This is a genomic window from Pelagovum sp. HNIBRBA483, assembly GCF_040931995.1.
GTDB lineage: Bacteria > Pseudomonadota > Alphaproteobacteria > Rhodobacterales > Rhodobacteraceae > JAEPMR01.
Map to the genome: position 1 here is coordinate 2,463,668 of NZ_CP162412.1, position 17,905 is coordinate 2,481,572.

General features: G+C 60.9%; 17 protein-coding genes. 5 read left to right on the top strand and 12 right to left on the bottom strand.

The features are described 5' to 3' along the window. The first annotated feature begins 54 nt into the window (after window positions 1-54). The 3 genes from AB1E42_RS12095 to AB1E42_RS12105 are packed head-to-tail and all read left to right on the top strand — an operon-like array spanning window position 55 to window position 4,315. Window positions 55-1,665 (top strand): GMC family oxidoreductase, encoded by a 1,611-nt coding sequence (locus AB1E42_RS12095; protein ID WP_368346427.1) that lies wholly within the window; start codon window positions 55-57, stop codon window positions 1,663-1,665. Further along, entirely contained in the window at window positions 1,662-2,837 is a 1,176-nt protein-coding gene (locus tag AB1E42_RS12100; protein WP_368344487.1) for a mandelate racemase/muconate lactonizing enzyme family protein, read from the top strand. The genes AB1E42_RS12095 and AB1E42_RS12100 overlap by 4 nt, the downstream gene beginning before the upstream one ends. Next, a complete protein-coding gene (locus tag AB1E42_RS12105) occupies window positions 2,834-4,315 on the top strand; it encodes an aldehyde dehydrogenase family protein (protein WP_368344488.1) in 1,482 nt (493 codons plus the stop codon). Before AB1E42_RS12100 ends, AB1E42_RS12105 begins: the two co-directional genes overlap by 4 nt. A 43-nt stretch (window positions 4,316-4,358) precedes the next feature. On the opposite strand, the gene AB1E42_RS12110 is transcribed toward AB1E42_RS12105, so the two are convergent. The 5 genes from AB1E42_RS12110 to dctP (AB1E42_RS12130) form a co-directional block, all read right to left on the bottom strand. Then, the gene (locus AB1E42_RS12110; protein WP_368344489.1) at window positions 4,359-5,873 is read right to left on the bottom strand and encodes a malonyl-CoA synthase; all 1,515 of its coding nucleotides are present in this window, start codon (window positions 5,871-5,873) and stop codon (window positions 4,359-4,361) included. A 13-nt stretch (window positions 5,874-5,886) separates the two neighbouring features. Further along, complete coding sequence (locus AB1E42_RS12115; protein WP_368344490.1) at window positions 5,887-7,134, bottom strand: malonyl-CoA decarboxylase; 1,248 nt, start codon at window positions 7,132-7,134, stop codon at window positions 5,887-5,889. Continuing rightward, window positions 7,131-8,447, bottom strand: a complete 1,317-nt coding sequence (locus AB1E42_RS12120; protein WP_368344491.1) for a TRAP transporter large permease — start codon at window positions 8,445-8,447, stop codon at window positions 7,131-7,133. The genes AB1E42_RS12115 and AB1E42_RS12120 overlap by 4 nt, the downstream gene beginning before the upstream one ends. Continuing rightward, window positions 8,447-8,995: a TRAP transporter small permease gene (locus tag AB1E42_RS12125; protein WP_368344492.1), complete on the bottom strand. Its 549-nt coding sequence runs from the start codon at window positions 8,993-8,995 to the stop codon at window positions 8,447-8,449. Before AB1E42_RS12125 ends, AB1E42_RS12120 begins: the two co-directional genes overlap by 1 nt. 99 nt (window positions 8,996-9,094) lie before the next feature. Continuing rightward, window positions 9,095-10,072, bottom strand: a complete 978-nt coding sequence (dctP, locus tag AB1E42_RS12130; protein ID WP_368344493.1) for a TRAP transporter substrate-binding protein DctP — start codon at window positions 10,070-10,072, stop codon at window positions 9,095-9,097. 136 nt (window positions 10,073-10,208) lie between these two features. On the opposite strand from dctP (AB1E42_RS12130), the gene AB1E42_RS12135 reads away from it, so the two are divergent. Beyond that, window positions 10,209-10,865, top strand: coding sequence for a GntR family transcriptional regulator (locus AB1E42_RS12135; protein WP_368344494.1), 657 nt, complete (start codon window positions 10,209-10,211; stop codon window positions 10,863-10,865). A gap of 11 nt (window positions 10,866-10,876) precedes the next feature. Here the strand turns inward: AB1E42_RS12135 and AB1E42_RS12140 are convergent, their stop codons facing one another. The 7 genes from AB1E42_RS12140 to AB1E42_RS12170 form a co-directional block, all read right to left on the bottom strand. Then, the gene (locus tag AB1E42_RS12140) at window positions 10,877-11,215 is read right to left on the bottom strand and encodes a RidA family protein (RefSeq protein WP_368344495.1); all 339 of its coding nucleotides are present in this window, start codon (window positions 11,213-11,215) and stop codon (window positions 10,877-10,879) included. An 11-nt stretch (window positions 11,216-11,226) separates the two neighbouring features. After that, entirely contained in the window at window positions 11,227-12,621 is a 1,395-nt protein-coding gene (locus AB1E42_RS12145) for an NAD(P)/FAD-dependent oxidoreductase (RefSeq protein WP_368344496.1), read from the bottom strand. Beyond that, entirely contained in the window at window positions 12,608-12,919 is a 312-nt protein-coding gene (locus AB1E42_RS12150) for a (2Fe-2S)-binding protein (protein ID WP_368344497.1), read from the bottom strand. Before AB1E42_RS12150 ends, AB1E42_RS12145 begins: the two co-directional genes overlap by 14 nt. Further along, on the bottom strand, window positions 12,894-13,994 hold the full coding sequence (locus tag AB1E42_RS12155) for an NAD(P)/FAD-dependent oxidoreductase (RefSeq protein ID WP_368344498.1): 1,101 nt from the start codon (window positions 13,992-13,994) through the stop codon (window positions 12,894-12,896). The genes AB1E42_RS12150 and AB1E42_RS12155 overlap by 26 nt, the downstream gene beginning before the upstream one ends. Before the next feature lie 73 nt (window positions 13,995-14,067). Continuing rightward, on the bottom strand, window positions 14,068-15,060 hold the full coding sequence (gene dctP / locus AB1E42_RS12160; RefSeq protein WP_368344499.1) for a TRAP transporter substrate-binding protein DctP: 993 nt from the start codon (window positions 15,058-15,060) through the stop codon (window positions 14,068-14,070). A gap of 34 nt (window positions 15,061-15,094) precedes the next feature. After that, on the bottom strand, window positions 15,095-16,393 hold the full coding sequence (locus AB1E42_RS12165) for a TRAP transporter large permease (RefSeq protein ID WP_368344500.1): 1,299 nt from the start codon (window positions 16,391-16,393) through the stop codon (window positions 15,095-15,097). Next, the gene (locus AB1E42_RS12170; RefSeq protein ID WP_368344501.1) at window positions 16,390-16,860 is read right to left on the bottom strand and encodes a TRAP transporter small permease; all 471 of its coding nucleotides are present in this window, start codon (window positions 16,858-16,860) and stop codon (window positions 16,390-16,392) included. Before AB1E42_RS12170 ends, AB1E42_RS12165 begins: the two co-directional genes overlap by 4 nt. A 109-nt stretch (window positions 16,861-16,969) precedes the next feature. Between AB1E42_RS12170 and AB1E42_RS12175 the strand changes: the two genes are divergently transcribed. Then, entirely contained in the window at window positions 16,970-17,902 is a 933-nt protein-coding gene (locus AB1E42_RS12175; protein ID WP_368344502.1) for a LysR family transcriptional regulator, read from the top strand. The last annotated feature ends 3 nt before the right edge of the window (window positions 17,903-17,905 follow it).

Sequence of the window (17,905 nt, forward strand, 5' to 3'; positions counted from 1 at the left end):
AAGGAATGCCAGTTCTTCGTGGCAAAAACGCCACCAGAGGCTGATGAGGACAGCATGGAACACTTCGATTACATCATCGTCGGCGCAGGGTCCGCAGGCTGCGTTCTGGCCGAAAGGCTCAGCGCTTCGGGCCGCCATAAAGTGCTCGTTCTCGAAGCAGGCGGCCCCGGTCGCTCGCCGTGGATCAGCCTGCCGTTGGGCTACGGCAAGTCCTTCTACGACCCAAAGGTCAACTGGCAGTACGAGACAGAACCCGAAGAAACACTGGCTGGTCGCCGCAGCTACTGGCCGCGCGGCAAGGTCGTTGGCGGCTCCGGCGCGATCAATGCAATGGTCTATGCGCGCGGGCTTCCAAATGATTTTGAGGATTGGGAAGCAGCAGGCGCCACCGGCTGGGGCTGGGAAACCGTCCGCCAAACCTATGAGGCCATCGAAACCCGTGTCGCCGCAGACGGAACGCGCAGCGGCTCCGGCCCCCTCCATGTGCAGGACGTCTCCGATCAAATCCACCGCGCCAACCGCCATTTCTTCGCAGCAACGGCGGAACTTGGCCTGCCCCGCACCGATGACATCAACGGTCCAAACAACGAAGGCGCAGCCGTCTACCAGATCAACACCAGCGGCGGTCGCCGGATGCATTCGGCGCGCGCGTTTCTAAAACCCGCCCTCAAGCGCCCCAATGTCACGCTGATAACCGGCGTGCTGGTCGAACGCATCGTTTTTGAGGGCACCCGCGCGGTCGCCGTGCAGGCCACCAAAGGCGGGCGCAGCATGACGCTAAAGGCTGGCCGCGAGATCATCCTCTCCGCAGGCTCCGTCACCTCGCCACGCCTGTTGCAGCTGTCCGGGATCGGCCCCGCAAACCTGCTCAAGTCTCACGGCATCATGCCGCTGCTGGATGCCCCGCAGGTTGGCGGCAACCTGCAAGACCACCTTGGCATCAACTATTATTTCCGCGCCACCGAACCCACGCTGAACAACGTCCTGCGCCCGTTCACCGGCAAACTGCGCGTGGCGCTGCAATACGCCCTCACGCGGCGCGGCCCGCTGGCCCTTTCGGTCAACCAATGCGGCGGCTATTTCCGCTCCGATCCAAGCCTGCCCCACCCCGACCAGCAGCTCTATTTCAACCCCGTAACCTATACCACGTCGCCGGATGGCAAGCGCACCGTGGTGCAGCCCGATGCCTTCGCTGGTTTCATCATCAGCTTCCAGCCTTCCCGCCCCACCAGCCGTGGCCGCATCGACATCAGCAGCGCCGATCCGTCCGCAGCGCCCAGCATCCGCCCGAATTCACTCGCCACCGAGGAAGACCGCGCGCAGGTGATCGCAGGCGGCCGCCTTTGCCAGCGCTACATGGCGACCGCCGCGCTGCAAGGCTTGGCGGATGGCCCCGTCGGCCCCGATCTCCGGCAGATGGATGACGCCACCATCCTCGAGGATTTCCGCGAGCGCTGCGGCACCGTCTACCACCCGATCGGCACCTGCCGCATGGGGTCTGACGCGCATCAATCTGTCGTTGATCCACAGCTGCGAGTGCATGGCATCCACGGCCTTCGCGTCATAGATGCGTCCGTCTTCCCCAATCTCACCTCGGCCAACACCAACGCGCCGACCATGATGTTGGCGCACCGCGCCGCCGACCTGATACTGGAGGCCCAATGAGCACACCCTATTCAATGTCCGGCGCGGTGCCGGTCGCCAATGACCGCAGCCAGCATGACACCGGCCCCCGCATCCAACGGATCGAAACCTTCTGCACGCCCCTGATCGGCTTCGTCCGCGTCACCGCCGAGGATGGCACGACAGGCTGGGGGCAGGTTTCCACCTACAGCAGCGATCTGACCTGCGAGATTCTTCACCGTCAGGTGGCCCCATGGGCACTCGGGCGCGGCATGGATGCGCTTGAGGATGTCATTTCAGAGATCCCGCTGCGCGAACACAAATTCCCCGGCACCTATCTGCGCCGTGCGATGGCCGGCCTTGATACCGCCGTCTGGGACTGGCGTGGCAAGGTCGCTGAACAGCCCGTCGCCGTGGTCATGGGCGGCACCGCTGGCCCGCTCCGCGCCTACGCGTCCTCCATGCGCCGCGACATTACGCCGGAGGATGAAGCAGACCGCCTGAAAAAGCTGCGCGATACCTTCGGCTTTCATGCCTTCAAAGTGCGCGTCGGTGCCGAATGCGGCCAAGACCGCGACGAATGGGAAGGCCGGACCGAGGCGATAATCCCCACTATCCGCAAGGCGATGGGGCCAGATGCCGCCCTCTTGGTTGACGGCAATTCCGGCTTCGGCCCCGCCCGCGCGATCGCGGTGGGCCGGATGCTCGAAGCCAATGGCTACGAACATTTCGAAGAACCCTGCCCCTATTGGGAACTGGAACAAACAGCCGAAGTGACCCGCGCCCTGTCGATCAACGTCGCGGGCGGCGAGCAGGATTGGGATTTGCAGCAATGGAAACGCATCATCGCCATGCGCGCGGTTGATATCATCCAACCCGATGTCCTCTATCTCGGCGGCATGACCCGCAGCATGGAGGTCGCTCGCATGGGCCACGCGGCGGGCCTGCCCTGCACCCCGCATGCGGCAAACCTGTCGCTGGTGACGATGTTCACCATGCACCTGCTGCGGGCCGTTCCCAATCCGGGCCTTTACCTTGAGTTCTCGATTGAGGGTGATGACTATTACCCTTGGCAGCGGGAGCTGTTCCTCAACGATCCCTTCATCATCACCAACGGTCAGGCCACCGTGACCGATGCCCCTGGCTGGGGCGTCGAAATCAATCCCGAGTGGCTCGCCAAATCCGCCTATAAATGCAGCGAGGTTTCCGCATGACATCCATACAGCTTGCACAAGATTACCTGAACGGCACCTCCCTCGATCTCCCGAACGGGCATTTCATCGACGGCAGGTTCGTCTCCGGCAACGGCCAGCAGATGGAAAGCTTCGATCCCGGTCTGGGCAGCGCCTTCGCCACCTTCGCCATCGGCGGCGCGGACGAGATCGACGCTGCCCTCACCAGTTCCCGCAAAGCGTTTGAGATGTGGCGGCGGGTCAAGCCCTCTGAGCGCACAGCGATCCTTCTGAAATGCGCCACCGCGCTGCGGGCAAATGCCGACCGCCTTGCCGTGATCGAAACCGTCGACAGCGGCAAAACATTGAGCGAGGCGATGGGCGACGTCCAAGGCTCCGCCCGCCTGTTCGAATACTACGCTGGCGCGGCGGATAAGCTTGATGGCCGCTCCGTCAATCTCGGCCCCGACTACACCGCCTTCACCCGTCGCGAGCCGGTCGGCGTCACCGCGCATATCATCCCGTGGAACTACCCCACCTCCACCTTCGCCCGTGGCGTCGCACCCGCCTTGGCCGCTGGCTGCACCGTTGTCGCGAAGCCCGCTGAAACCACGCCGTTCACCGCGCTCGTCATGGCCCAAATCTTGACCGAGGCAGGCGTCCCCGAAGGCGTGATCAACGTTGTCACTGGTCTGGGCCGCGACGCAGGCGATGCGCTGGTGCGAGATCCGCGCGTCAACCATATCACTTTCACCGGCTCGGTGGGCACAGGCATCGCCGTCACCCAAGCCGCCGCCCCCAACATCACCCGCCTGACCCTCGAACTGGGCGGCAAATCCCCCCTCGTTGCCTTTGCCGACGCTGATCTCGAAGCCGTCGCCGCAAACGCCGCCTCAGCCATCTTCTCCAACGCAGGCCAAATTTGCTCCGCTGGTTCGCGCCTTATTATCGAGCGCAGCATGCGTGACGACCTGATGGATCTGCTCCGTGAAAAGGCCGCGGCCGTTACCTATGGGCACGGACTCCGTGACCTGAACATGGGCGCGATCAATTCCGACCTGCACCTTGGCCGGATCGTGTCTCATGTGGATGCCGCCAAAGCGCGCGGCTGCAACATCATCGCAGGCGGCGCAGTCACCCACGACCCCGAAACCGGCAAAGGTTGGTTCTTCGAGCCGACCGTCATCGCCGATCTCGCCGCCGACGATCCCGCCGTGCAGCAAGAGATCTTCGGCCCCGTCCTCTCCGTCCAGCTCTTCGATACCGAGGATCAGGCGATCCAGCTCGCCAACGGCACCGATTTCGGCCTGATGGCCAGCGTTTTCACCCGCGACGTCGGCCGCGCCCTGCGCATGGCGCAAGAGATCGACAGCGGCCAAGTCACCGTGAATGATTATTGGGCTGGCGGCGTGGAACTCCCGTTCGGTGGCAACCATAAATCCGGCTATGGCCGCGAAAAGGGCATCGAAGGGCTCGACGCCTACACAACCAGCAAAGCCGTCACCATCAAGAATTCCTGAGGCAAAGCGCCGATGGCGGATGCGGGGTCATTGACCCCGCGCCCTAGCCCGTAAACATCTCCCGATAGGTATCGCGCAGAATGTTCTTTTGCACTTTGCCCATCGTATTGCGCGGCAATTCATCCACAAGGATCAATTTGCGCGGATGCTTGAACCGCGCCAGCGACTGGCGCACCGCCTCCATCATCGCCTCGGTATCGGGCTGCGCTCCGCGCTCCGGCACCACAATGCCCAAGACCGTCTCCCCGAAATCAGGATGCGGAACCCCCACAACAGCGCTTTCCAGCACACCCGGCTGCTCATCCAGCACCAGCTCGATCTCTTTGGGGTAAATGTTGTAGCCGCCCGAAATGATCAGGTCTTTGTTCCGTCCCACGATGTGAACATAGCCATCCGCGTCAATCCTGCCGAGATCACCAGTGATGAAGAACCCGTCATCGCGCAGTTCCGCGGCGGTCTTTTCCGGCATCTGCCAGTATCCTTTAAAGACATTCGGCCCCCGCACCTCGATCTGCCCCACCTCGCCATCGGGCAAGGTCGCGCCATCCGCGGGGGTCGTGATCTTCAGCTCCACTCCCGGCAGCGGGAAGCCAACCGTCCCCGCCCGCCGCTCCCCGTCATAGGGGTTGGAGGTGTTCATATTGGTTTCGGTCATCCCGTACCGTTCAAGAATACGATGCCCCGTCCGCCCCTCGAACTGCACATGCGTCTCCGCCAAGAGCGGCGCCGAGCCCGAAACGAAGAGCCGCATATGCGCTGTCAGTTCCTTGGTGAACCGCGCGTCGTCCAGCAGGCGGGTGTAAAAGGTCGGCACACCCATCATCGTCGTCGCGCGTGGCAGCAGGGCAATAACCTGCTCAATGTCGAATTTTGGCAAGAAGATCATGCTTCCACCGGCAATAAGCGTCACATTTGTTGCAACAAAAAGCCCATGCGTGTGGAAAATTGGCAAGGCATGCAACAGCACATCATCCGCCGTGAAGCGCCATTCGCGCACCAAAGTCTCCGCGTTGGACAGCAGATTGCCCTGCGTCAGCATCGCGCCCTTGGAGCGCCCCGTCGTCCCCGAGGTGTAAAGGAAAGCCGCCAGATCATCGACCGTCCGATCAACGGTCGCGAAATGTGGCGGCATCAGCGCGGCCTGCTCCGACAGCGAGCCTGATCCATCCGCGTTCAGCGTCTCCAACCGTGCGTCCTGCGCTTTTGCGACGGGCGCGAGGGTCTTTTCACTGCTGCCATCACAAACGACCAGCTTGGCACCGCTGTTTTCGATGAAATAAGTCAGCTCGTCGACCGTATAAGCCGTGTTCAACGGCAAAAACACCAACCCCGCCTGCGCACATGCGGCATAAAGCGCCAGCGCCTCGGGTGATTTCTGGATCTGCGCCGCAACGCGGTCGCCTACCTCCAGCCCGATCTGCGTCATCGTATGCGCATACCGCGCCGCCATTTCCAAAAACGCCTGATAGGTCAGCTCAGAACCGTCAGCCAGATGCAGGAACGGATCGGTCTTTCCCGCATGCGCGCCAAAGAGGGTGTCATAGAGAGGGTTTGCCATCTGATTGCCTTTCCTAGACTTGGCTTGGTGCGCTGGCACCGGCGATTTTCGTCACCTCGGCCGTTGCGAGGACGGCATTAGTGGTCGCGTATCGCTCATGGTTCTGCGCGACAGCGTTAAGGTCATAAAGGTAGTTCACCATCGTGCCGCCCGAGTGCGCCCGCCCCTTGTCAGAGGCATCGGCCTCCGCATGCACCGCATGGACCTTTGCCCCGTTCCCAAGGTGAAAGCGTGCCACAGGGTCAAAGGGCAATCCGCCCCTACCCTTCGCGTGCAAAAGGTAGTGCGCCGCCATCTGCCGCATCGCTTCCGGTGCGTTAACTGGCATTTCCAGCCCTTCCTGCTTCGCCCACGCCGCAAGGCCCGGGATCGGCGAGAGTGTCACGAATGTGGTCAGCCCGCGCAGATCGGCAGACAGGTCCGCGGCCACCTGCTTGATCAGCGAGTTGCCGAACGAAATACTGGCCAACCCCCGCTGGCAGTTGGAAATCGAATAAAACACCGCCGTATCCGCATCCGCAGCGGCCATCGGCGCGCGATCCTCCGCCAAGAGGTTCTGGATCGACCCCGGTATCCCCTTGGTCAGCGCCACTTCGACAAAGATCAAAGGCTCATCAGGCATCGAAGGATGGAAGAAGGCAAAGCACCTCCTGTCGCTCGGCTCCAGCCTGCGCCGCAGATCATCCCAAGAGGCAATCGCATGCACGGCTTCGTAGGCAATGATCTTCTCCAGGATATGCGCCGGACTTTCCCAACTGATCGGCCGCAGCACCAGAAAGCCGCGATTGAACCACGAGGCGAAGAGATGCCGAAAATCCAGATCAAGCGCCGCCAATTGCGGCTCCTTCGCCCCCAGCCGCAACAACTCAGCCCGCATCCGAACAAGCTGCCCAGTCGCGCCTGGCACACGGTTCAGCCGCCGGATCAGTTCCTGCCGCTGTGGTTCGGTCGCTTCCGCATAGGCGCGGTAACTTTCCTTTGACGGGGCGCGCTCATAGGCATCCAGCGTTGTGCGCACCAGCTCCGGATTAATATCCATCCCCTCCGCCACTGTACGAAAGAAGGCGAGCTTTTCCCCGTCGCCGAGGTCTTCGAACCGCGAGAGTATCTCCCCCGCCAGCGCCAGCCCCGAGGTTTCGCCCGCAGACCCGACCAGTTCCTCTGCCAGCTCCGCCAAGGGTCGGCTCCCCAACTCGACCGGCGCCGCCCTGCGGTAGCGCCGCTCGAAAACGGTGGACAAGAGATCGGCAAGGATCGTCATATCGCCGTTCCCATCACCAGATTAGGCAGCCACGTCGCCAATCCGGGGAAGATGCACAGCAGGACAATCGCCAGCACCATGCAGGCCACGAAGGGCAAGGAGCCGAGCAAAATGGTCCGCAACGAGATATCCGGTGCGATGCCGTTGATAACGTACAAGTTCAGGCCAACCGGCGGCGAGATCAGGCCGATCTCCATGTTGATGGTCAGCACCACCGCAAACCAGATCGGGTCAAACCCAGCCGTGGTGATGATCGGCAGCAGAATCGGCGCCGCCATCAGGATTACCGCAACCGGCGGCAGGAAGAATCCCGCCACCAACAGGAACACATTCACCGCCCCCATCAGCACCCAGCGGTTCACGTCCAGCGTGCCGATCCACTCGGCGATTGACTGGGTGATGAACAGCGACGACAGCATGAAGGAGAAAACCCCCGCCGCTGCAATGATAAACAGGATCATCACCGATTCCTTGGTGCTGTCGCGCAGGACAACCCACAGGTCTTTCGGGTTCCACAGCTTGTAGATGATCATCGCGATCAACAAGCACAGCAATGCACCCACAGCAGCCGTTTCCGACGGCGTCGCGATCCCGCCATACATCGCGTAAAGCACACCAATGATAATCGCGAGGAAGGGCAGCACGCGCGGCAAGATCTCGAACCGCTCCGCCCAGGTATAGCTGCCCGCGCCCAGCGTCGCTGCATCACCCGAACGCCAAGTGGAGTAAAGCGACCACGCCATGAACAGGCCCACAAGCATCAATCCGGGGATCACACCAGCAAGAAACAGACGCCCAATCGAGGTTTCCGTGGCAATCCCGTAAACGATCATCGTGACCGACGGCGGGATCAAGATACCCAGCGTGCCACCAGCGGCAATCGAGCCAGCGGCCACGCCATCAGGGTATCCCCGCTTGCGCATCTCTGGGATGCCCATCTTGCCGATGGCCGCACAGGTCGCGGGCGACGAGCCCGACATCGCGGCAAACAGCGCGCAGGCACCAAGGTTCGAGACAACAAGCCCGCCGGGGATCCGCGTCAGCCAGCGCTCAAGCGCTTCGTACAAGTCCGCGCCCGCCCGCGTCGAGGCGATAGATGCCCCCATGATGATAAACATCGGGATCGATAGCAGCGCGAAATTATCCAGCTTTCCGAAAAGGATTTCGGGCATCAGTTCCACTGACCGCATGCCATCAAAGGCAAACAGGAAAAGACCCGAGACGATCAACAAACCGATGGCAACCGAAACACCGGAAAAGAGCACGACAATAGTTGCAATAGCGACAATTGCGCCAAGAAGTAGCGGGTCCATCAGTTGTCCTCCAGACCGAAAGGCCGATCCACACCGAGGATCACGGCAACGAGGTCAGCGATAAGTTGCAAAAGGAGAAGCGCGAAGCCGATTGGCAACGAGAGGTAAGGCTTCCACAAGCGAACACCCCACACCGTGTCCGAGCGCCAGTTTCGCTCATAGGCGAGGTGCCAGAATTCATAAGCGTACCACAGCATCACCACGACAACCGCGATTGACATGAGCGAGGTCAGCACACTCATCCAAAACCGCGCCCGCGACCGCAGCATCAGCGGTACAAGATCAACGTTCACATGGCCCCGCAACCGCTGCACATAGGGCAAGCCAATGAGCGTCGCCCCGACCATAAGGTAAATCACCGCTTCCGTCTGCCAAATGGTCGAGCCATTCAGGACGAAGCGCACAAAAATCATCTGTACAGTAATCGCGACGGCCGAAACGATCATCGCGGCGGAGGCCCATCCGGCCAAGGTTGATATCGCAGCAACGCTCCTGAGGAACAGATTATCCCCCGTCTGCGCTTCGGCTGCTGAACTGTGCCCAGCCATGGCAATCTCCAATGTTCTTGCAGTTTCATTGGCCGCGCCGTTCGGGCGTCGGCGTCATCAGAACGGGCGGCCGGATCATCTCCGGCCGCCGCGCTTGGATCACTCCACAGCGAGCGCCAGATCAAGCAGCGCCTGACCTTCGGGATAGTCCTCCACGAAGGATGCGTAGGACGTCTCGGCAGCAATTGCGCGCCATGCCGCGAAATCTTCCGCAGACATTTCCGCAATCTCCACACCGGCGTCCGCAAAGACTTGCGCAGATGCCGCATCTTCACCGATTGCTTCTTCCAGATAGAAGGCCTGCGCCTTCGCAGATGCGGCCATCAAGGCTTCCTGCTGCTCGGCAGTCAGGCCATCAAAGGTCGACAGGTTCATCAACAGCGGCTGATACATGAACCACAGCGCCGAGTCCCCCGCAGGGGTGTAGCACGAAACCTGCTCGTAGATCCGATAGGACACGAAGGACGAAGACGACGTGTTTGCCGCATCCAGAACGCCAGTCTGCATCGCGTTGTAGATCTCCGAGGACGCCATCGACGCAATCGATGCGCCAGCGCCCGCCAGCATCTGCTCGAACGCGCGGCCCGCCGCGCGGGTCTGCAATCCGGCAACGTCATCCGGTCCGGTGATACAGCCGTTCACACCGGCAAAGCCACCAGCCAAATAGCCGTGCACCAACACTTTAACGTCATCACCTGCCATGATCTCTTCCAAGGCATCCATGAACGGCGATTCAACCAGACGCGCCGCATGGTTATGGTTTCGCACCAAACCCGGCATAAGGGTAAGATTATAGGCCGGCTGTTGGCCGCCGGCATAGCTCAGCGGCAGGATCGTCATGTCAAGCTGTCCACGGCTGACGGGCGTGTACTGCTCGCGAGCGCGGAACAGCGATTGCGACGGGTAGATCGTGATTTCAAGATCGACGCCAGCCGCGGCAACCTCATCCGCAACCATCTGCGCCACTTTGTGGCGCACGTCCTGAGTCGACCATTGATGCGAAAGACGCAGCTCTGCAGCCTGCACCGCTCCTGCCATCAGCGCCACGGCGGCTGCTGTCATAAGTGTCTTCTTCATTTCTTCCTCCCTTTGATTGAGTCCGATTCGGCACCGGATCGCATCCTTAATTGACTTTTTTGTATCTCAGGTCAATATTTTTGTATACAATATGAGATGCATTGCACAGATTCTCTCGGAGCGGTATAGGCAATTCATGGAACGCAAACGCGCAGATATCATCGCGGAAGAGCTCGAAGGCATGATCTTCGACGGCACTTTCGAAAATGGCGACCGGCTGGATGAAGTCCAACTGGCCGAGCGGTTCTCCGTATCGCGCACGCCGGTCCGTGAAGCGCTGCAAAAGCTCACGCAATCCGGCCTAGCGGAGCAAATTCCCCGCCGTGGCGTGTTTGTGCGTCAGCCTGGGCCGCTGGAATTGATCGAGATGTTCGAGGTAATGGCCGAGCTTGAAGCCGTCTGCGCCCGCCTCGCCGCCACCCGCATATCGGATGAAGCCATCGCCGAACTGCACGCTGCCAATATGCGCTGCAATCAAGCGGTCGAGGCCCAAGACGCCGACCGCTACTACCGCGAGAACGAGCAGTTTCACGGGATTTTGTACAAGCAGTCGGGCAATCGCTTCTTGGAGCAGGAATGCCTTCGCCTGCACCGCCGCTTGCAACCCTTCCGGCGGCTTCAACTGCGGCTTCGGGGCCGCATGCGCCAGTCAATGACAGAACATGAGGCCGTCTTCAAAGCGCTCGAAGCGGGCGATGGCGAGCGCGCTTCCGCCGCGATCCGCGATCACGTCGCGGTTCAGGGCGAGAAGTTCCATCACCTGATTGCAAACCTCAAGCCCGCCGTGAGCTAGGTTCCAGCGGCTCAGTACGCCGCCGTTACAATCATCTCGACCTTCAGATCAGGCCGCGCGAGCTTTGCTTCGCCACAGGCGCGAGCCGGCGCATGGCCTTCCGGCACCCATGCATCCCACACCGCGTTCATCTCGGCAAAATCCGCCATATCCGCAAGCCAGATCACCACCTGAAGCATCTGTTCCGGCGACGATCCTGCCTTTTCCAACAGCGCTTCGATACGGCCAATGCAGTCACGGGTCTGCTCGGCAACGGTCGCGCCTTCACCCACCTGCCCGCAGAGATAAGCAACGCCGTTATGCTTGACGATCTTGCTCATACGCTGGCCGGTTTCGATCCGTTCGATCATTCTTTTCTCTCCTATTCCGCCGCATCGCTGCACGGCGCATCCATCGCGGCCAGTTCCCCCAGCGTCACCGGCTTCAGCGGTGGCCTGATACGATAATATCCTGTTTCATCGGGGCTTTTACGGTTCTCTTCTGCCAGAATGCCCGTAACCGTCAAGCCGCAATAGCGCCCCTGGCACGGCCCCATTCCAGCGCGACCAAAAGCTTTGGTCTGGTTCGGGCCAAGGCATCCGATCTTCGCGTACCCCCTGATATCCCCTGCGGTGACTTCCTCACAGCGGCAAACGATTGTCGCATCGCTGGGCGAAAGCGCCTCCGCAAAAGGCGGGTATGCCGCATCGAGGAACGGGCGCACCGCCCCTGCCTGCGCCAATTTCGCCTGAAAAGGGACCGCCGCCGCATCACAGTCCGCTTGTGACAGCTTACCAATATCCGCCGCGACCTTCAGCGCCGCGATCCGGCCCGCCACTTCCGCGACTTCAGCGCCGCCGATGCCTGCGCCATCTCCGGCGATATAAACACCCTCAACCCCCGTCGCGCCACAGCCGTCAACGACCGGCGCAAAACACTTCTGCTGCGGGTTCCAGCGATGCGGTACATTGAGCGACCGCGCCGCCTGCTGGTTCGGCACAACACCATGATGCAGCATCACCGTGTCACAAGCGATCCTATGGCGACGCCCCTTCGCGCTGAACGCAACAGCCTCCGCTTGGCCCTCTCCGTCGATCCGCAGATCTGTCACACCACGATAGCGCGGCACGTCGGCCTTGCGTATCTCGGCCAACAATTTCGCGCCCTTCAGCAGGTATCGCCAGCCGCGCAACGCGCCGAATAAATGCGCCTGCGCCGTAATGAAATCCCGCATCGTCTGCGTCTCGATCAGGGCTAGCGGCGGCGTCCCCGCCCGCACCATTTGCGCCGCGATCAGGTACAGGAGCGGGCCAGAGCCGGCCAGCACCGCGCGGCGGGCGATAATCCCCGATTGCTTGAGCAGGATCTGCCCTGCCCCTGCCGTCATCACCCCCGGCAACGTCCAGCCAGGTATCGGCATCGGCCGCTCCAACGCACCCGTTGCTAGCAAAATGCGCGCGCCGGTGATCTGCGCGGCTTTGCCGCCTTGCGTATAAGAAACGTAAAAACCGTCCTCAATCGCCCAAGCAACAGCACCCGCAATATGCGTGATACCCGCCTGCGAAAGCCCATCCGTCAGGCGTTTGCCATGCAGGTAATCCGGCCCAAGGATCCGCGCTCGAGCGGCGCTGACCTTCTCTACGTCACGGAAAATCTGCCCGCCCGCGCGGGGCTGCTCGTCCAGCACCACAACCGAAAGCCCGCGCTCGGCCGCCTCTTTTGCGGCCGCCATGCCCGCAGGCCCTGCACCGATGATTATCAGGTCATAGCTCTGCATCGTCACCTCCGGCTGCATGGGCAGGGCGCGCAATCTCCATCCCGTCCGCAACTTCCAGCATGCAGGCCTGTCGCGTCACGCCATCAATCTCCACAAGGCAGTCAAAACACGCGCCCATCATGCAAAACGGCGCACGCGGCGCGCCTGACACTGGCGTCTGCCGGAACACATGCACCCCTGCCGCCAGCAACGCGGCGGCAAGGTTGGCCCCCTCGGTCAGCTCCAGTGGCTGCCCGTCAAAGACGATCCGGACCTTCGGCCCCCCATCAAGCTCAAGAAACGGCAAATCGGTCTTCACTGAACACCTCCAGATCAGGCGCCGCCTCGGTGCCTTCCAGCCATTCCGGCAACAGGCGCGCATGGGCCGCCGCAAGCGTGATCCCGCTATGGCAGGTTACAAGATAGGCCCCCGGCAGCTCCGCGCTTTCTTGGTAGATCGGCAACCCGTCGGGCGAAAGCACCCGCAGCGCCCCCCAACTGCGCACCAGTTGCGCCTTGGCGAGCGCCGGATAGGCCGCAATCGCATCCGCCGCGAGCCCCGATAGCCCCGATTGGGTCACGCGGTCGTCCGTTCCGACTTCTTCATTCGTTGCGCCAATCTGGATACCACCTTCATCCACCTGCCGCGCGATCAGCGAGGGGCGGTTGATCAGCTTCGGCATTTTTTCGGTGATCAGCACCTGCCCCCGCTGCGGCCGGATCGGTGCCTTAAAGCCCAGCTTCGGCCCAAGCACCGCCGCGCCCAGCCCCACAGACAGGATCACTTTCGCCGCTTGCAGAACAGTTCCATCACTGCATGTGACACGGAAGCTGTCCGGCTTCGTCACGTCGGTGACGGTCTTGCCGTTCAACACCTGCCCACCCATGCGGCGCACATCATCCGCCAGCGCCGCCAGCAGCTTCAGCGGGTTCGCATGCCCGTCCTGATGGTGCAGAATAGCGCCTACCACCTTCGGCCCGATATGCGGCTCTTCCTTGCGCAAGGCGTTGTGACCCAAAACCTCGTAAGGGTAATCGCCGCCCAGCTGCTCTTTCAAAACTTCATATTTCGCCACCGTTTCCTGCAAACTCTCTTCCGAGAAATGCAGATCATACCCGCCGCGCTGCTCCAACGGCACGGCTTTGCCGGTATTGCTTCCCAGCTCATTGGCAAAATCGGCCCAGATCGCTGCGGATTCCTGCGACCAACGCGCATAGCGCGGCTGTTTCATCCCCTTGGACTGCACCCAGACAAGCCCGAAATTCCCGCGGCTGGCCCGAAACGACCCGTCATCCCCGTCGATCACGATGACACGCTTGCCGCGTTTCAGCAGACCCCACGCAACGGAGAGGCCGACAACACCGCCACCGATGATCGCATAATCCGCTTCCATCGTGCTCTCTCTCCGGTTGGGGTTTCATAAAAACAGGGCGGCAAACACCGCCGCCCTGCCCTGTTCAAATGGCTTACTGGGCCAGTTGGTCAAGGATGCCCTGACCCCACTCGGCGCCCACATCCTGCAACACTTCCGGCCAGACCTCGGCACGGACCTTGCCAGCCATCGCGGCCATCTCGGCGTCAGAAAGTTCCACGATGGTCGCGCCCAGCTCGTCTGCGAGGCGCTGCTCCCACTTGCCCTGATCGGCCTCTGCCACGGTCCAGCGCTGCGCTTCGAAATCAGCCGCAGCCGCCTTAAGCGCCGCTTGATCGTCGGCATCCATCGCCGCCAGCGACTCGTTGGAGATGATCATGTACCACACCTCGAAGTGTGTATTAGCGGGGATATAGGCCTTGGTCACGTCGCGGAACGAGGCGTAGTAGCCTTCCGCACCGGAGCCGATCACGCCATCAACAACGCCGGTCTGAATCGCGGTAAACGCTTCCGAGAACGGGATCGGCGCAGGGATATAGCCAAGCGCTTCGCCGGTCAGCTGGAAGGATTTGATGCCCGGCACGCGCACCTTGATGCCGTTGGACTGCGACGGATCACCCGGGTTCACCGGATCGGTGTTCAGGGAGATACCGCCAAAGTACACAGGGTACGCCGCCAGCATGGTGATGTCCTGCTCGGAATACAGTTCTGCCATCACGTTGCGCACAGGGCCGTTCGGGCCATAGGCGGCGCGCGCCTCATCCCAGCTGTTAGCAAGGTAAGGGAAAGAGCTGATCTGCATACGACGGTCAGCCGCCGTGGCTGCAGGCTGCGTTGCCATGTCAATCGCACCAACGCTGACGCGCTCTTGCACGGTCGTGTAATCGCCCAGCGCCGAGGCGGGGAAGATTTCGATATTCACGTCGCCGCCTGTGGCTTCGGCCACCGTGGCCGAGAAGGCACGCAGTTCCACGTCAATGGTGGCGTCCTGCGGGCGCACATGGCTCATCTTGAGGTCTTGTGCGCTGGCCATACCGGAAAGCGCGATCAGCGCTGCGGCAGCGGTGCCGGTCAAGAAATGTTTCATTTGGGTTTCCTCCGTTGGATTAACTTGGTTTGGATTAGTAGCCGAACAGGCGCGGCAGATAGAGCGACAGGTCGGGCCAGAGAGATGTCAGAAAGACGACAGGCACATAGCCGGTCACGATCAGGACCATTGCAGGCGGGATCACTTTTGTGACCTTCACCTTGCCGATCCGCGCGCCCAGATACAGGATCGAGGCATAGGGCGGCGTGACCCCGCCCATCGCGGTATTGACGCCCATGATGGCGGCAAATTGCACAGGGCTCACCCCGATCGCATTCATCAAGGGCAGCAACAGCGGCGCAATCAGAATGATCGCGGTCACGTCATTGACCACCATGCCCACAAGGAACAGCAGAATGTTGATCAGGATCAGCAGCAGAACCTTGTTTTCGGTGATTTCAAAGATTGAGCTGACAAGATTTTGCGGGATGCTTTCGTAAACGAACATCTGCCCGAGGATCATCGAGAACAGGATCATGATCATGATCGCGCCCACCGCCGTCGCGGCTTCCTTTCCCGCAAACAGGAAGTTCTCCCAGCGCAAACCCTTGTAGATGAAAAAGCCCACAGGGATCGCATAGATCACCGCCAATGCGGCGGCCTCCGTCGGGGTCATCACCCCGCCATAAATCCCGCCGAGGATCATCACCGGCATCAACAGCGCGGGCGTCGCGTTGAAGCCCCGCTTCGCCACTTCGCTCGACAGTTCCTTGAAGGTCGGCTTCTCGTCGAGCTTCAGGTCGAACTTGCGCGACATGAACAGGTTCACCACCGAGAAATTGAACATGATGAACAGCCCCGGCCCCAGCGTGGCAAGGAAACAGGCAAGGATCGACGTATCCGTCACCCAGCCATAAACGATCATCGTCACCGACGGCGGGATCAATAGCCCGAGGATCGACGAGTTGGCGATCAAGGCAGTCGCATATTCACGCGGATAGCCGCGCTTCTCCATTTCCGGGATCAACAGCGGACCGATAGCGGCAATACCCGTCAGGCCAGAGCCCGAGATCGCACCGATCACCGCGCAAGACACCGCCGCAACCACGCCCAATCCGCCCCTGATATGGCCGATAAAGGCGTTCACAAACCGCAAGAGCGAGGCCGCAATCCCGCTTTCCGACATTATCGTTCCCGCCAGCACAAAGAGCGGAATCGCCAGCAAAACCGGATTCCCCATCTGCTGGAAGCCCCAGAGCATCATGCCCTTCATCGTCACGTCACCGATGAAATACATCACCATCAGCGCGGCGCCAAAGCAATACGGCAGCGGCACGCCCAAGGTCAGCGTCAGCACCAGAACGGCAATTGCCAGTAGCGCGATCTCAATCATTGGGCATTTCCTTTCGCCAGATCACGCACATGCCCCAGCAGGTGCCACGCAGTGTAGACCATCATCAGCGTCAGCCCGATCACCAGCGCCACGTCAGAGTAAAATGTCGGGATGTAGAGCGTCGGGCTTTCCTTCCAGACCCGCCACGCATAGCGCGTGTAGTCCCACGCCCATGACAGCAGCCACAGCCCAACGATCAGACTTATGACCTCGCCGATAATCGCCAGCACCTTGTGCTGCACATCCGTCGTAAGCCAGATTTCCAGCACATTCGCGCGGATATGGGTGTTCTCGCGCGAGGCATTGATCGCGCCGAACATATAGAGCCACAGCGTCGGATAGAGCATCGTCTCTTCCAGCCCCATTACGGGGATCTGTAAGACGTAGCGCGTGATCACCTGCACGAACTGTCCCAACGCGACAATAAGGATCAGCGCGGTCAGCAAAAATTTCGAGAATGTATCCATGTCCCCCCCGTGGCGGCGATCGTCCGCACGCCATGCATCAACGAAACAGTGCCTTGATCATAAAATCAATTTGATAATATCTTTGATCCCATCAATTGGATTTATACCCATGCATCTTTCCCTTCGACAGCTCACCACCTTTCGCGAGGTCATGCGCTCAGGCTCGATCAGTCAGGCCGCACGCAGCGTCGGGCGCACGCAGCCTGCGGTTTCGACGATGATACAAACACTTGAGGCACAACTTGGCTTCGCCCTGTTCGATCGGACCCAAGGCAAACTGACCCCAACACCCGAGGCCCGTTTCTTTCTGGAAGAATGCGAAGACATCCTCGCCCGCGTCGAACGCACCGAACGCACCCTCCAGCGCATCAGCGCACTCGATTCCGGCAAGTTGCGCATCGCTTGTCATCCGGCGGCATCGAGCGTGTTTCTTCCCCGCCTGCTGACCGACTTTCTACGCGACAAAGAGGCGCTCGACGTCTCGCTCATCATGCGCTCCTCCGACCTGATCGAAGAACTCGTCGCTTCCCAGCAGTTCGATATAGGCTTTTCAGAAACCCCCGCGCCCCGCGCCTCGATCCGGCAAACCGATTTCGAGCTTGAATGCGTCTGCATCCTGCCTGCCGATGATCCCTTGGCACAGGCCGAATTCGTCACCCCCGCCCATCTTGATGGTCGCCCGATGGCGGTGCTGTTTGATGAGCACCAAACAGCCCTGCAAACCGAAGCCGCCTTCAAGGCAACCGGCCACCACTTCAATAAGCGGCTGGAATTACGGACCTTTCTCCCCGGACTTCAGTTCGTCAGCGCGGGGCTGTGCGTGATGATCAGCGATATGATAACCGCCTATAGCCATCTGCTTCAGGCGCCCGACCCAAAACCCCTCGCGATCCGGCGCTTCAGCCCAAAAATCTCCAACAGCGTGTCGATCCTGACACCGGCTTTCGCGACCCAGTCTTTGGTCAGCGCGGCCTTCATCACCAAGCTCGAAGCCGAGGTCCGCAAGATGCAGAGCGATATCGCCAAAGCGCTCGATGCCTGACAC

What these genes read in the sequence shown, in the direction of transcription:
- dctP (WP_368344499.1), bottom strand. Translation starts at nt 15,060, where the DNA reads ATGAAACATTTCTTGACCGGCACCGCTGCCGCAGCGCTGATCGCGCTT.
- AB1E42_RS12115 (WP_368344490.1), bottom strand. Translation starts at nt 7,134, where the DNA reads ATGACGATCCTTGCCGATCTCTTGTCCACCGTTTTCGAGCGGCGCTAC.
- AB1E42_RS12170 (WP_368344501.1), bottom strand. Translation starts at nt 16,860, where the DNA reads ATGGATACATTCTCGAAATTTTTGCTGACCGCGCTGATCCTTATTGTC.
- AB1E42_RS12165 (WP_368344500.1), bottom strand. Translation starts at nt 16,393, where the DNA reads ATGATTGAGATCGCGCTACTGGCAATTGCCGTTCTGGTGCTGACGCTG.
- AB1E42_RS12125 (WP_368344492.1), bottom strand. Translation starts at nt 8,995, where the DNA reads ATGGCTGGGCACAGTTCAGCAGCCGAAGCGCAGACGGGGGATAATCTG.
- dctP (WP_368344493.1), bottom strand. Translation starts at nt 10,072, where the DNA reads ATGAAGAAGACACTTATGACAGCAGCCGCCGTGGCGCTGATGGCAGGA.
- AB1E42_RS12145 (WP_368344496.1), bottom strand. Translation starts at nt 12,621, where the DNA reads ATGCAGAGCTATGACCTGATAATCATCGGTGCAGGGCCTGCGGGCATG.
- AB1E42_RS12095 (WP_368346427.1), top strand. Translation starts at nt 55, where the DNA reads ATGGAACACTTCGATTACATCATCGTCGGCGCAGGGTCCGCAGGCTGC.
- AB1E42_RS12140 (WP_368344495.1), bottom strand. Translation starts at nt 11,215, where the DNA reads ATGATCGAACGGATCGAAACCGGCCAGCGTATGAGCAAGATCGTCAAG.
- AB1E42_RS12110 (WP_368344489.1), bottom strand. Translation starts at nt 5,873, where the DNA reads ATGGCAAACCCTCTCTATGACACCCTCTTTGGCGCGCATGCGGGAAAG.
- AB1E42_RS12120 (WP_368344491.1), bottom strand. Translation starts at nt 8,447, where the DNA reads ATGGACCCGCTACTTCTTGGCGCAATTGTCGCTATTGCAACTATTGTC.
- AB1E42_RS12155 (WP_368344498.1), bottom strand. Translation starts at nt 13,994, where the DNA reads ATGGAAGCGGATTATGCGATCATCGGTGGCGGTGTTGTCGGCCTCTCC.
- AB1E42_RS12135 (WP_368344494.1), top strand. Translation starts at nt 10,209, where the DNA reads ATGGAACGCAAACGCGCAGATATCATCGCGGAAGAGCTCGAAGGCATG.
- AB1E42_RS12175 (WP_368344502.1), top strand. Translation starts at nt 16,970, where the DNA reads ATGCATCTTTCCCTTCGACAGCTCACCACCTTTCGCGAGGTCATGCGC.
- AB1E42_RS12100 (WP_368344487.1), top strand. Translation starts at nt 1,662, where the DNA reads ATGAGCACACCCTATTCAATGTCCGGCGCGGTGCCGGTCGCCAATGAC.
- AB1E42_RS12105 (WP_368344488.1), top strand. Translation starts at nt 2,834, where the DNA reads ATGACATCCATACAGCTTGCACAAGATTACCTGAACGGCACCTCCCTC.